Source organism: Allobosea sp. 01N443 (assembly GCF_056399325.1).
The window spans coordinates 1-13,542 of record NZ_JBFTRC010000152.1 but is presented as its reverse complement, the minus strand read 5'-3'; the positions used below and the strand labels follow the sequence as shown (position 1 = coordinate 13,542).

Here is a 13,542-nt window from a genome sequence, read left to right as displayed (position 1 = left end):
CGATCGATCCGGGTGCCGTGGTCGGCCCCGGTGCCGAGATCGGCGCCGGTTCCGTGATCGCCTCGCATGCCGTGATCGGCCCCCAGGTCCGGATCGGGCGTGATTGTGCGATCGGCGCTGGCAGCACCTTGCAATCGGCCCTGGTCGGAAACCGGGTCATCATTCACCCGGGTGTCCGGATCGGCCAGGATGGCTTTGGTTTCGCGATGAGCCCGAAAGGCCATATGAAGGTGCCGCAGATCGGCCGGGTCATCATTCAGGACGACGTCGAGATCGGCGCCAATAGCTGCATCGACCGGGGCGCCAGCCGCGATACGGTCATCGGTGAAGGTACCAAGATCGATAACCTCGTTCAGATCGGCCATAACTGCGTCATCGGCCGCCATTGCGTGATCGTTTCGCAGGTTGGCATCGCCGGCTCTACGACTTTGGAAGATTTCGTCGTGCTGGGTGGCCAGGTTGGCCTCGCCGGCCATCTCACGGTTGGGATGGGCGCGCAGGTTGCCGCCCAGAGCGGCGTCGCCGGTGACATCCCTCGCGGCGCGCGCTATGGCGGTTATCCCGCGCAGCCGGCGCTCAGCTGGGCGCGCGAGACAGCGCTTCTCAAATCTCTTGTTGCAAAGCGCGGCAAGTCTTCGGGCGGTTCGGAGAGCTGAGGATACGCGAGAGCGCGAGGCAGCCTTCGCAATCCATGCGAAGAGTGGGCCTCGTGTCGAATTCGCTTGATCGTCCGGTACCATTTCCGGCAAACGGGCATAGAAGCTGACAGGAACCCGGCGCCAGCCGCAACCTCCTGTTCCGGCATCGATTTAAACGATACAACTTTGCGGGCGAAGCCGGCAGGCCTGCGCGGGAGACGGGAGAGCATGACCGACGCGACGACATCGCTGGGTGTGGCCGATATTCAGAAGATCATGGCCTGCATTCCCCACCGCTATCCGTTCCTTCTCGTCGACCGTGTCATCGAGATGAATGGCGACGAGTCTGGCATTGGCATCAAGAACGTCACCGCCAACGAACCCCAGTTCACCGGACATTTTCCCGGCCGTCCGGTCTTTCCGGGTGTGTTGATGATCGAGGCCATGGCGCAGACCGCCGGCGTGCTCGTCGTCAGCGCGCGGGGAATTGACGAGGAAGCGGTACAGTCCGTCCTCTTCACCACGATCGACAAGGCCAAGTTCCGCAAACCGGTCGTGCCGGGCGATACCCTGCGTTTCCACCTCACCAAGGTCGCTCGCAAACGCAATATCTGGTTCTATCGCGGTGAGGCGAAAGTTGACGGCGTGCTTGTCGCGGAGGCCGAGATCTCTGCGATGGTGGCTTAAGGCCAGCAGCTTTCCGTCGAAATCAGGACAGAACTTTCATGAGTGCGACTATCCATCCGATGTCGGTCATCGACCCGGCTGCGCAGCTGGGCGAGGGGGTCGTTATCGGTCCGTTCTGCACGGTCGGCCCCCATGTCGTTCTCGGGGACGGCGCTGAGCTGTTGAGCCACGTTGCAATCGCCGGCCGAACCACGATCGGCCCCCGGACCAGGATCTACCCCTTCGCTTCCATCGGCCACCCGCCGCAGGATCTCAAATATCACGGCGAGCCGTCGACGCTGACGATTGGCGCGGATTGCATGATCCGCGAAGGCGTGACGATGAATCCGGGCACCGAAGGCGGCGGCATGAAGACGGTCATCGGCGACCGCTGCCTGTTCCTTGCCAATTCGCATGTTGGCCACGACAACGAGATCGGCAACAACGTCATCTTCTCGAACAACGTGATGAGCGCCGGCCATGTCAAGGTTGGCGACTATGTCATCGTCAGTGGCGGGACGGGACTCCACCAGTTCGTTCGCATCGGAGAGCACGCCTTCATCGGCGGCGGCGCCGGCGTGATGAATGATGTCATTCCCTTCGGCATGGTGCGGGACAATCCTGCGCATCTGGCCGGGCTCAATCTGGTCGGGCTGAAGCGGCGTGGTTTCTCGCGGGAGCAGATTCATGAGCTGCGGCGCGCCTATCGCCTGCTGTTCGCCGATGAAGGCACCTTGGCCGAGCGCGTCGAAGACGTGGCGACGGAATTTGCGTCGCACCCGCTGATGCTCGAGATCCTCGATTTCATCCGCTCGGGCAGCGACCGCGCCATCTGCATTCCGCGCGACGTCAACGCGCCCGACCGGTGAGCACGGGCAGCGACGCAGCGACCGGCGCCTTTCCTCTCGCGATCATAGCCGGAGGCGGCGAATACCCGCCGCATCTGGCCCGGCTGGCGACAGCGCGGGGGCATCAGCTTTATATCGCGGCGATCGACGGCGCAGCCAACCCCAGCGATTTCGATCCTGAATCCTCGCGTGTCTATCGCCTGGGACAACTCGGGCGATTGCTCGACGAGCTCAAGCGACGCGGGATCGTCGATATCGTCATGATCGGCGCGCTGCCACGGCCGAGCTTTGGCTCGCTGATGCCCGAGCCCTCGACGCTGAAATACCTGCCCCACTTCGCTCGCGCCTTTCGCGGCGGAGACGATCATTTGCTCAAGGGCGTGGTCCAGTTCTTCGAGGGGCGGGGTTTTCGCGTTCATGGTCCAGCCGAGATCGCTCCGGGCTTGACCGCGCCGCTCGGCCCACTGGGGCGCCGCAGCGTCTCGGCCGTGGCGCGCGACGGCATCGAACATGGCTTCTCCTTGCTGGCGGCTTTGTCGCCCTTCGATGTCGGTCAGGCCGCAATCGTTGCCGATCATCGTATCGTGGCAATTGAGGCTGCAGAGGGTACCGACGCCATGATCAGGCGCGTCGCCGAGCTGGTGAGCGCAGGGCGTCTCAAGATCGACAAGGGCGACGGCGTTCTGGTCAAGGCCCCCAAGGACGGCCAAGACCTGCGCGTCGACATGCCGGCGATCGGACCTGAAACCCTGCGGAACGCGGCCAAGGCTGGACTCTCCGGCATCGCACTTCGCGCCGGCAATGTGCTTGTCGGAGACAGCGTTCGATTGGGCGCACTGGCCGACGAGCTTGGCCTGTTCGTCGAGGGCGTCGCGTGATCCGGCCCTTCCGGCTCGCCGTCATTGCGGGCGAAGCGTCTGGAGATGCTCTGGCGCTGCGTTTTCTCACCGTCCTGCGGCAACGGTTGGGGGATCGCCCGCTCGAGATCGTGGGCGTCGGCGGCGAGAGCCTGATCGCGCAGGGGCTGCGGCCGCTCTTTCCCCAATCCGATATCGCCGTGATGGGGTTTGGTCCGGTACTGGCGAGGCTACCCCTGTTGCTCCGGCGCATGTCTGATGCAGCCAAGGGGGTCGTTGCTTTCGCGCCTGATCTCCTGCTCACCATCGACAGCCCGGATTTCTCGCTGCGCGTCGCGAAAAAAGTCCGGCGGGCATCGTCCGCAATCCCGATTGCGCATTGGGTTTGCCCCAGCGTCTGGGCCTGGCGTTCGGGCCGCGCCCGCAAGATGGCGCCACATGTCGATCGCATCCTGGCGCTGTTGCCCTTCGAGCCTGCTGCGCTGGAAAGGCTGGGCGGACCGAAGACGATCTATGTCGGTCACCCCTTGATCGAGCGGCTCGCCGAGCTACGGCCAAGCGCCGAGGAACAGGTGCGGCGCAACGCTCCTTCAACGCCGGACATCCTGGTCCTTCCTGGCAGCCGTCGCTCGGAGATCAGCCACCTCATGCCGGCCTTCGGCGAGGCGGTCTCACACATCGCGGACAAGGTGCCCGGCGCGCGCTTCGTGCTGCCGGCCGTGCCGCATCTGCGCGGTATGATTGAAGAGGCTATCTCGACCTGGTCGGTGAAGCCCCGTCTCGTCGATGGCGAAGACGCCAAGCTTGCCGCTTTTCGCACGGCGCGCGCAGCGCTCGCGGCCTCCGGGACCGTGACGCTCGAGCTCGCCTTGGCACAGGTACCGCTGGTCGCTGCGTATCGCGGCGCGGCCTGGGAGGCGATGCTGGCGCGCAGGCTGATCAAGCTACCGACGGTGATCCTGCCCAATCTCGTCGCCGGCACGCGCATCGTTCCCGAGTTCATCCAGGACGAGGCCTCGCCCGAAGCGCTCAGCGCAGCTGTGCTGGCGGTCCTCAGTGACGGTCCTGCGCGCGAGGCTCAGCTTGCGGGTTTCGCAGATGTCGAGCGCATCATGAAATCGGCCGGGGCGAGCCCGGCCGAGAACGCGGTCAATGCCGCCCTGGGACTGCTGGCAGCTTGATCAGCGCGGTGCAGCGCTCATTCAAGCGCCGCACCGGATGCCTTGGCGATGGGGCCCCATTTCGCGAATTCGACTTTGACGTGTTCGCCCAGCGCCTCCGGTGTCGAGCCGACGATGACGGCGCTGACATCGTTCAGGCGCTGCTTCACATTGGGGTCTGTCAGGGCCTTGTTGGCTTCGGCGTTCAGGCGCTCAACGACTGCCCTTGGCATATTCGCCGGGCCAAACAGCGCGTTCCACGTATAGGTTTCATAGCCGGCAAGACCGCCTTCGGCGATGGTCGGTATCTCCGGGAATGAGGGCACGCGCTCCTTCGTGGTAACGCCGATCGCACGGAGCTGGCCGCTGCGAATGAACTGCGCGGAGGAGGGCAGGTTGTCGAACATGATCGGCACGGCGCCAGCCACGACATCGTTCAGAGCCGGGCCAGCGCCGCGGTAGGGCACATGGTTCATGCTCACGCCGCCGAGCGACTTGAACAGCTCGCCCGAAAGATGCAGCGGCGTACCCACTCCCGATGAGGCGTAGGAGTATTTGCCGGGATTGTCCTTCAGGACCTTGACGACCTCCTGGACCGTCTTGGCCGGAAAACTCGGGTGCACGACCATGACGTTGGGCACCACGGCCAGCAGGGAGATCGGCGTGAAATCCTTGRCCGGATCGAACGTCACCACCTTGAGGATCGCGGGATTGAGGGCATGGGTCGAGATCGTGCCCATCAGCACCGTGTAACCGTCGGGTGCGGCGCGAGCGACCGCGGTCGAGCCGACATTGCCGCCTGCGCCGGCGCGGTTCTCGATCACCACTTGCTGGCCGAGCGACTCCGCCATCTTTGCCCCGACGAGGCGGGCAACGATATCCGTCGAGCCGCCGGCTGCGAACGGCACGACAAGCATGATCGGCCGGGTCGGGAAGTTCTGAGCCCGCGCGGGCCCGCTGCCGGCTACGAGGGCGGATGCCCCGGCCCCAGCGATGAAGGCGCGGCGGTTCGGTGTCGTGAGGCGGTCCATCTGGCGTTTCCCGTCATTGCTCTGCGAAACGCGAGGTTATGGCAGCGCACCATATGATAAACCCCACCGGATTGTTTAATCCGGTGGGGTTCGACCTGCGTCATAAAGACTGTGTCAGATTGTTCTCAGCGACGGCCGATCGGCGTGTAATCGCGCTTCGGCGAGCCGGTATAGAGCTGGCGCGGGCGGCCGATCCGCTGGGACGGATCCTCGATCATTTCCTTCCACTGCGCGATCCAGCCGACGGTGCGGGCGAGTGCGAAGAGCGCGGTGAACATCGAGGTCGGGAAGCCCATCGCCTTCAAGGTGATGCCCGAATAGAAATCGATGTTCGGATAGAGCTTCTTCTCGATGAAGTAGCTGTCGCTGAGCGCGATGCGCTCGAGTTCGATCGCGACATCGAGGAGCGGATCGTCCTTGATGCCGAGCTCGTTCAGCACCTCATGCGTCGTCTTCTGCATGATCTTGGCGCGCGGGTCGTAGTTCTTGTAGACGCGGTGCCCGAAGCCCATCAGGCGGAACGGATCATTCTTGTCCTTCGCCTTGGCGATGTATTTCGGGATGTTGTCGACCGACCCGATCTCCTCGAGCATCTTGAGGGCCGCCTCGTTGGCGCCGCCATGCGCAGGGCCCCAGAGGCAGGCGATGCCGGCTGCGATGCAGGCGAAGGGATTGGCGCCCGAGGAACCGGCAAGACGCASGGTCGAGGTCGAGGCGTTCTGCTCGTGGTCGGCGTGCAGGATGAAGATGCGGTCAAGCGCGCGCGACAGGACCGGATTGACCTTGTACTCCTCCGCCGGCACCGCGAAGCACATGCGCAGGAAATTCGAGGTGTAGTCCAGCGAGTTCAGCGGATACACGAAGGGCTGGCCGATCGTGTACTTGAAGGCCATCGCAGCCAGCGTCGGCAGCTTGGCGATCATCCGCATCGACGCGATCATGCGCTGCTGCGGGTCCGAGATGTCGGTCGAGTCGTGATAGAAGGCCGACATCGCGCCGACCGAGGCCACCAGCACCGCCATCGGATGCGCATCGCGTCGGAAGCCCTGGAAGAAGCGGGCCATCTGCTCGTGCACCATGGTGTGGCGCGTCACGCGGTAGTCGAAATCCGCCTTCTGCGCCGCGGTCGGCAGGTCTCCGTAAAGCAAGAGATAGCAGGTCTCGAGAAAGTCGCCATGCTCGGCAAGCTGCTCGATTGGATAGCCGCGATGGAGCAGAACGCCCTCGTCGCCATCGATATAGGTGATCTCCGACTCGCAGCTCGCGGTCGAGGTGAAGCCGGGGTCATAGGTGAACATCCCGGTTTGTGCGTAGAGCTTGCTGATGTCGATGACGGATGGGCCGATCGATCCGGTCTTGACCGTCAGGTCGACGGTCTTGCCGTCCACACTCAGCTGGCTGTTGGTTCCGCTCATCGATACCGATCCTTTCAGGCTCGCTGCTGATCAATCTTCGTTCCATCCGAGCCGGCACGAATGGGTGCCGGAACGGCAATCATCATCCGAGTGGCTCTGCGTAACGGCCATGTGACGGGATTGCAGGCAAAGGAAGGTACATCCGACTGATATTAAAGCAATATTCATACCGGGGCGCCGCTTCGGACACCCTCGGCATATGCGGCGTCACTAGCCCATTTGCCCTTGGGGTTCAACCAATCACAAAGGCGGGGCTGCCCCGCCTTTGATCACGTTTGATCGCTGAGACGAGCGAGCGTTTCCTCGCGGCCGAGCACCGCCATCACATCGAACAGGCCGGGCGACTGGCTCCGTCCGGTGAGTGCGGCCCGCAGCGGCTGCGCCACCTGTCCGAGCTTGAGGGCATGTTCTTCGGCGAAGGCCCGGACCGCGGCCTCGAGCGGAGCCGGTGTCCAGTCGTTCACCGCGGCAAGCTTCTCTGCCAGGCTGGGCATGCGCTGGCGGGCGCCCTCGTCGAGCAGCGTCGCCGCCTTCTGATCGAGTGCGAGCGGACGCTTGGCAAAAAGATAGGAGGCGCTGTCGAGCAGCTCGATCAGCGTCTTGGCTCGCTCCTTCAATCCCGGCATCGCAGCAAGAAGCTTGGCTTCGAGAGCCGGATCGAGCTCGGGGCCGAGGCCGTGCGCGGGGCCGATTTCCGGCAAGATGCTCTTCAGTGCATCAAGCAGGTCACGGTCATCGGACTGGCGCATGTAGAGCCCGTTCAGGCTCTCCAGCTTCGCGTAGTCGAAGCGTGCCGGGGAACGGCCGATCGAGGAAAGATTGAACAGCGAGACCATCTCTTCGGTCGAGAAGATCTCCTGGTCGCCATGGCTCCAGCCCAGCCGGAGGAGGTAGTTGCGCAGGGCCACCGGCAGATAGCCCATGGAGCGATAGGCATCGACACCGAGCGCACCATGGCGCTTGGAGAGCTTCGCGCCGTCCGCCCCATGGATCAGCGGGATATGCGACATGCTCGGCACGCGCCAGCCCATCGCCTGGTAGATCTGGGTCTGGCGGGCGGCGTTGGTGAGATGGTCGTCGCCACGGATGACATGGGTCACGGCCATGTCATGGTCGTCCACGACGACAGCGAGCATATAGGTCGGGTTGCCGTCGGAACGCAGCAGCACGAGGTCGTCGAGATTCTCGTTCTGCCAGACGACGCGGCCCTGCACCTCGTCCTCGACCACCGTCTCTCCGGTCTGCGGCGCGCGCAGGCGGATGACCGGCTTCACGCCGGCCGGCGCGGTTGCCGGATCGCGATCGCGCCAGCGTCCGTCATAGCGCATGGGACGGCCCTCGGCGCGCGCCTTCTCGCGCATCTCCTCGAGTTCCTGCGGTGTCGCATAGCAATAATAGGCCTTGCCGGCGGCGAGCATCTGCTCGGCGACCTCGCGGTGCCGGGCCGCACGGGCGAACTGGTAGACGGTCTCGCCGTCCCAATCGAGGCCAAGCCAGGACAGGCCGTCGAGAATCGCCGCGATGGCCGGCTCGGTCGAGCGTTCGCGGTCGGTGTCCTCGATGCGCAGCAGCATCTTGCCGCCATGGCGACGGGCATAGAGCCAGTTGAACAKCGCGGTACGCGCGCCGCCGATATGCAGGAATCCGGTTGGAGACGGCGCGAAGCGCGTAACGACCGCATCACTCATGAAAGGCAGGCTCCGGCAGGACGGGAAATGAGGCCGACAGAGCGGCAGAGGAACAAGACGTCGAAGGGACATGACAACCGACGCCGCCCCTGTAACATGCTGATGGGGCCGACGTTAAGCGCAAGATCGCATCTGGTTGGCTGACCGAGGGACGGCCTATGCGCGAGGCGCCGCCAGACCCGAGCCGGCTGCGCGGCGCGCGTGTTCGCGCCGTACCATTCCGCATTCCCGAGATATGGTTTCAGGACGCTGCCATTCGGTTGTTTCTCGCCGAATGGCGCGCGCGCTTCCTGGGCGCCATCGCGATCGAGGCCGGACGAAGAAGGCTGTTTCTCTGGCTGCCGGTGCTGATGGGAGCCGGCATTCTGCTCTATTTCGCGGCTGATCGCGAGCCATCCTTCTGGGTCCCGCTCTCCGGCTTTGGCGTCTCCGCTGCGATGGCAGCGCTGTCGCGCGCCCGACGCCCGGTCATGCTCGCTTGCGTCGGCCTTGCTGCCATCTTCGCCGGCTTTGGTGCCGCGGCCTGGCGCACGGCGACAATCGCAGCACCGATGCTCGATCGAATGCGCGTGGGACAACTCACCGGCTTTGTCGAATCGGTCGAGGCGCGCGACGCCGGCGCGCGCCTCGTGATCCTGGTGACCAGCATTGCCGGGGTGGAGCCTGAACGCCTGCCACGGCGGGTTCGGGTCAACGTCAAAGGTGGTTCGGTTTCGCCGGGCGATCACATCGCTGCCGTCGCGCGCCTCCTGCCGCCGCCCGGTCCAGTGCGACCAGGTGGCTACGACTTCGGGCGCGACGCCTTCTTCCGAGGGCTTGGTGCAGTCGGGACCATCCCCGGAAAGATCACGCTCGCCCCACCACMCTTGCAGCCACCGCTCGAGCTTCAGATACCCGCGACGGTCGACCGGGCGCGCAATGCCCTGACGGAGCGCATCGCCGGGATCGGGGGAGGGCAGGCTGGCGCGATGGCGGCGTCGCTGGTTACTGGCAAGCGCGGCCTCATCACGGAGGCGACCAATATCGACCTCCGCGCGGCCGGAATCTATCATATCATCTCGATCTCGGGCCTTCACATGGTGCTGGCCTCCGCCACGATCTTCGGCCTGGTCCGTGGCCTGCTGGCGCTATCGCAAACGCTGGCATTGCGCTGGCCCATAAAGAAACTCGCCGCCCTGGCCGCGATGCTCGGCGCCACGGCTTATTGCATCTTCTCGGGAGCCGAGGTCGCGACGGTGCGCTCGCTGATCATGACATTGGTCATGCTCGGTGCGATTCTCGTCGATCGCCCGGCGCTCAGCATGCGCAATCTGGCTCTCGCTGCGATGATCGTTCTGCTGCGCGAGCCTGACGCGCTGCTTGGTCCAAGCTTCCAGATGTCCTTTGGCGCTGTCGCGGCGCTGATCGCCTTTGCCGAGCGCTGGGAGGATCGCGGCCACTCCGAGGCGCCGGCGAACCTGCCTTGGCCGCTACGGCCGATCTGGATCGCGGTGGTCGGGCTCACGGTCACGACCGTGCTGGCGACGGTCGCAACCGCACCGTTCGGTGCCTATCACTTCCAGACCTTCAACCCCTTCGGTCTGCTCGGCAATGCGCTCGCCTTGCCCTTCGTTTCCCTGATCGTCATGCCTGCCGCTGTCTTCGGCGTGCTCGCCTATCCCTTCGGCCTGGATTGGCCGGCTTGGGCGCTCATGGGAGTCGCTTCGGACTATGTGCTGCAATCCGCGCGCTGGGTTGCGGGATTCGACCACTCCGCGGTGATCATTCCTGCATTCGGGGCCGCGGCGCTCGCATGCTTTGCCGCCGCGCTTCTCTGGATCACGCTCTGGACGACACCGCTGCGCTTCCTGGCCGTCGCCCCCCTGATCGCGGGACTGCTCGTGGCAGCGAAGCCCGACAGGCCCGACATCCTGATCGAACGCGATGGTTCCGGGATCCTGGTCCGCGGGGGCGATGGTCGCATGATCCTGGCGGGGCAACCGAGCCGCTTCGTGCTGCAGCAATGGCTGAACGCAGATGGCGATAATCGCCGGACTGACGACAACAGCCTGCGGGAAGGCGCGACCTGCGACACGTTGGGTTGTGTCGTCCGCAGCAAGGATGGACGAAGCGTTGCCTTTGCACGTGATCGCCTGGCCATCGTCGAGGACTGTCGGCGCGCCGATCTCGTCATCACGCCGATTCCRTGGAACGCTCCGTGCGCAGCACGACTGATCGACCGCAGGGCATTGTCGCGCGATGGCGCGACCGCCCTTGTCGGCAACAAGGGCGGCTGGCGCGCCCATCTATCAGAGCAGGATGGTGTCGATCGTCCCTGGAGCCGCAAGCGGGAGCGGCCTGCAAGCACGCCGGCTTTGCCGCTGGCGGCTGTCGAAGAACACGAGCCGCTTCAGTAGCGCCGCATCAGGTTGACCAGGCGGCCCTGAATCTTGACGCGGTCCGGTCCCAGCACCCTTGTCTCATAGGCGGGATTGGCAGCCTCGAGCGCGATCGAGGAGCCGCGCTTGCGCAGTCGCTTCAGCGTTGCTTCCTCGTCATCGATCAGAGCCACGAYGATATCCCCGGTATTGGCCGTGTCCTGACGCTTGATCACCACCGTATCGCCGTCGAGAATGCCGGCTTCCACCATCGAGTCGCCGCGAACCTCGAGGGCAAAATGTTCACCGGGGCCAAGCATGTCGGCAGGCAGTGCCACGGTATGGCTGCGGCTCTGGATGGCGGAAATCGGTGTACCGGCGGCAATCCGCCCCATGACCGGAATCGCAACCGTGGAGCGCACATCTTCGTCCGGGGGCGGTGCGATCGGCCGGACCTTGCCAAGCCCCCCTTGGACGACGGAGGGGCTGAACCGTCCGCGCGTCGCCTGAGGGCCGCCGGCCCCTTCGGGCAGCTTTATGATCTCCAGCGCTCGGGCTCGATTGGGAAGGCGGCGAATGAACCCGCGCTCCTCCAGCGCCATGATCAGGCGATGGATACCGGACTTGGAGCGCAGATCGAGCGCGTCCTTCATCTCGTCGAAGGAGGGGGGCACCCCTGTCTCGCGCAGGCGTTCCTGGATGAAACGAAGCAGTTCGAACTGTTTGCGTGTCAGCATGGTTCCCGCCGGCGCTCTTTGTATGGAATCGAAACAAAGCACGAACACCATACAGGTTCGCGTTGTGTTCCGCAAGCGCGCTCAGCGTAGGCGGATGATCCGGCAGTTGTCGCCTTTGTTTGCCGGCGCAGCAAACGATTCGCGAATGAGTAGCGCGTCGGCGCGGGCAAGAGTGGCCAGCATCGATGAATCCTGCTTGGCGAAGGGCGTTGCCAGCCATCCTTCCGGAGTGAGCGTCAGTTCCGACCTCATATAGTCCCGCCGCTCATCATTTGCCRGCAAATTTCTTCCGACGATTGCAGGCTCACTCAGATCGCGCTCCGGTTCCGGTACGCCCAGGAGGGTCCTGAGCAGGGGCACGACGAAGAGATGCCCGCAGACGATGGACGAGACGGGGTTTCCGGGTAGGCCGAGCGCGACCATGCGGCCGAGGCGGCCCATCATCATCGGCTTGCCCGGCCGCATGGCGATCTTCCAGAAGCCGAGCGCCATGCCTTGACCGATCAACGCTGCCTGGACGAGATCGTGCTCACCTACCGAGGCTCCTCCGAGGGTGATCAGCACATCGGCATCGGCCTTCCGTGCCTGGCCAATCTTGTCGGCGAGATCGGCATGATCATCGCGGGCAATCCCGAGATCGAGCGCCGTGCCGCCGGCCTGCTCGACCAGCGCGGCGAGCGCAAAACTGTTGGACGCGACGATCTGGTCGGGTCCAACCGGCTCGCCGGGCTGGACCAGTTCGTCGCCGGTCGCGAGGATCGCGACCAGTGGCTTGCGACGCACCGTGAGCATGGGGTGGCCCATGGCTGCCGCGAGGCCGAGGCTCGCACTGTCGAGCCGGCTGCCGGCGAGAAGCAACACCTCGCCCTCGCAGAAGTCCAATCCTGCCTGACGAACGAACTTGCCGCGCTCGGCGCCCTCGCGCACGCGGATCGTCGCAGTGCCGACGCCGTCCGCATTCTCCTGAATCAGGATCGTATCGGCGCCCTCCGGAATCGGAGCACCGGTGAAGATGCGAACAGCCTCATTGGAGCGGACCATCCCTGAGAAGGAACGACCGGCAGCCGATTCGCCGATGACACGCAATTCATTTGCCGGCGCAATATCATCTGCGCGAACGGCGTATCCGTCCATTGCGGAGTTGGCAAAGGGGGGCTGGGTCCGAAGCGCCTGCAGGTCGGCGGCGAGCACGCGCCCTACGCAATGTGCGAGTGGCAGGGTTTCTGATGGTGTCGGTGCCGGAACGCTGTCGATCAGCGCCTTCAGGGCGACGGGGACGGGCGTGAGGCTCATCGCGCAGTTTCCGGGAGATCGAAAGTGCCGGATTTTCCACCTGACTTGTGGACGAGCCTGATGCCTTCGATCCGCATCGCCCGGTCGACCGCCTTGACCATGTCGTAAACTGTGAGGCAGGCGACGCCGACAGCGGTCAACGCCTCCATCTCGACGCCGGTCTGTCCCTTCATCTTGACCTCAGCGCTCACGCGCACCCCGGGCAATGTCTCGTCCAGGGTGAGGTCGACGCTGATCTTGCTGATCAGCAGGGGGTGACAGAGCGGGATCAGTTCATGCGTGCGCTTAGCGGCCATGATTCCAGCCAGGCGCGCCGTGCCAAGTACGTCGCCTTTCTTGGCGTCGCCATCGCGCACGATCGCCAGAGTCCCGGGCTGCATGACGACACAGCCCTCGGCGACAGCGATGCGCGAGGTCTCCTCCTTGTCGCCGACATCGACCATATGGGCCTGGCCGCTGGCGTCGAGATGGCTGAGCTTGCTCATGCTGCGCTGCGCGCAGAACCGGTCAGGAGATCACGGGTGGCAGCGGCGACATCGTCCTGCCGCATCAGGCTCTCGCCGACGAGGAAGGTGTTGACGCCGGCGCGCTGCAACCGTGCGATGTCGGCATGGCTGAAGATGCCGCTCTCGCCAACGATGATGCGGTCCGCGGGGACGCGCGGAGCAAGTCTCTCGGTGACGGCGAGATCGACGGCAAAGCTGCGAAGGTCGCGATTGTTGATGCCGAGCAGGGGGCTGTCGAGCTCGAGGGCACGATCGAGCTCGGCTTCGTTGTGAACCTCGACCAGCACGTCGATGCCGAGTGACTTTGCCGTCTCGTTCAGCGCGCGGGCTGTCCCGTCATCGACAC

Annotated in this window: 13 protein-coding genes; 6 read left to right on the top strand and 7 right to left on the bottom strand. The window is 64.6% G+C overall.

What is annotated here, in order from left to right:
- The 5 genes from lpxD to lpxB form a co-directional block, all read left to right on the top strand.
- Positions 1-656 (top strand): UDP-3-O-(3-hydroxymyristoyl)glucosamine N-acyltransferase (gene lpxD / locus AC1DRP_RS27135; protein ID WP_476770078.1); only part of this gene is annotated, 656 nt, incomplete at its 5' end.
- 210 nt (positions 657-866) lie between these two features.
- Positions 867-1,325 carry a 3-hydroxyacyl-ACP dehydratase FabZ gene (gene fabZ / locus AC1DRP_RS27130; protein ID WP_043236894.1) on the top strand — a complete coding sequence of 153 codons (459 nt, stop codon included), beginning with the start codon at positions 867-869 and terminating at the stop codon, positions 1,323-1,325.
- A 38-nt stretch (positions 1,326-1,363) separates the two neighbouring features.
- Positions 1,364-2,173 carry an acyl-ACP--UDP-N-acetylglucosamine O-acyltransferase gene (lpxA, locus tag AC1DRP_RS27125; RefSeq protein ID WP_441505540.1) on the top strand — a complete coding sequence of 270 codons (810 nt, stop codon included), beginning with the start codon at positions 1,364-1,366 and terminating at the stop codon, positions 2,171-2,173.
- The gene (locus tag AC1DRP_RS27120; RefSeq protein WP_162768454.1) at positions 2,170-3,030 is read left to right on the top strand and encodes an LpxI family protein; all 861 of its coding nucleotides are present in this window, start codon (positions 2,170-2,172) and stop codon (positions 3,028-3,030) included. Before lpxA ends, AC1DRP_RS27120 begins: the two co-directional genes overlap by 4 nt.
- The gene (gene lpxB, locus AC1DRP_RS27115; protein WP_441505541.1) at positions 3,027-4,190 is read left to right on the top strand and encodes a lipid-A-disaccharide synthase; all 1,164 of its coding nucleotides are present in this window, start codon (positions 3,027-3,029) and stop codon (positions 4,188-4,190) included. The genes AC1DRP_RS27120 and lpxB overlap by 4 nt, the downstream gene beginning before the upstream one ends.
- A gap of 17 nt (positions 4,191-4,207) precedes the next feature.
- Here the strand turns inward: lpxB and AC1DRP_RS27110 are convergent, their stop codons facing one another.
- From AC1DRP_RS27110 to gltX, 3 genes are all read right to left on the bottom strand, one after another.
- Entirely contained in the window at positions 4,208-5,200 is a 993-nt protein-coding gene (locus AC1DRP_RS27110) for a Bug family tripartite tricarboxylate transporter substrate binding protein (RefSeq protein ID WP_476770077.1), read from the bottom strand.
- A 125-nt stretch (positions 5,201-5,325) separates the two neighbouring features.
- Entirely contained in the window at positions 5,326-6,615 is a 1,290-nt protein-coding gene (gene gltA, locus AC1DRP_RS27105) for a citrate synthase (RefSeq protein ID WP_476770076.1), read from the bottom strand.
- Between the two features lie 269 nt (positions 6,616-6,884).
- The gene (gene gltX / locus AC1DRP_RS27100; protein WP_476770075.1) at positions 6,885-8,303 is read right to left on the bottom strand and encodes a glutamate--tRNA ligase; all 1,419 of its coding nucleotides are present in this window, start codon (positions 8,301-8,303) and stop codon (positions 6,885-6,887) included.
- A gap of 158 nt (positions 8,304-8,461) precedes the next feature.
- Between gltX and AC1DRP_RS27095 the strand changes: the two genes are divergently transcribed.
- Entirely contained in the window at positions 8,462-10,699 is a 2,238-nt protein-coding gene (locus tag AC1DRP_RS27095) for a ComEC/Rec2 family competence protein (RefSeq protein WP_476770074.1), read from the top strand.
- Here AC1DRP_RS27095 and lexA read toward each other — a convergent pair.
- The 4 genes from lexA to AC1DRP_RS27075 all read right to left on the bottom strand — a co-directional run.
- Complete coding sequence (lexA, locus tag AC1DRP_RS27090; RefSeq protein WP_476770073.1) at positions 10,693-11,397, bottom strand: transcriptional repressor LexA; 705 nt, start codon at positions 11,395-11,397, stop codon at positions 10,693-10,695. The genes AC1DRP_RS27095 and lexA overlap by 7 nt on opposite strands.
- Before the next feature lie 81 nt (positions 11,398-11,478).
- On the bottom strand, positions 11,479-12,690 hold the full coding sequence (locus AC1DRP_RS27085; RefSeq protein ID WP_476770072.1) for a molybdopterin molybdotransferase MoeA: 1,212 nt from the start codon (positions 12,688-12,690) through the stop codon (positions 11,479-11,481).
- Positions 12,687-13,175, bottom strand: a complete 489-nt coding sequence (moaC, locus tag AC1DRP_RS27080) for a cyclic pyranopterin monophosphate synthase MoaC (RefSeq protein ID WP_441505546.1) — start codon at positions 13,173-13,175, stop codon at positions 12,687-12,689. The genes AC1DRP_RS27085 and moaC overlap by 4 nt, the downstream gene beginning before the upstream one ends.
- Positions 13,172-13,542 (bottom strand): indole-3-glycerol phosphate synthase TrpC (locus AC1DRP_RS27075; protein ID WP_476770071.1); only part of this gene is annotated, 371 nt, incomplete at its 5' end. The genes AC1DRP_RS27075 and moaC, both read right to left, overlap by 4 nt.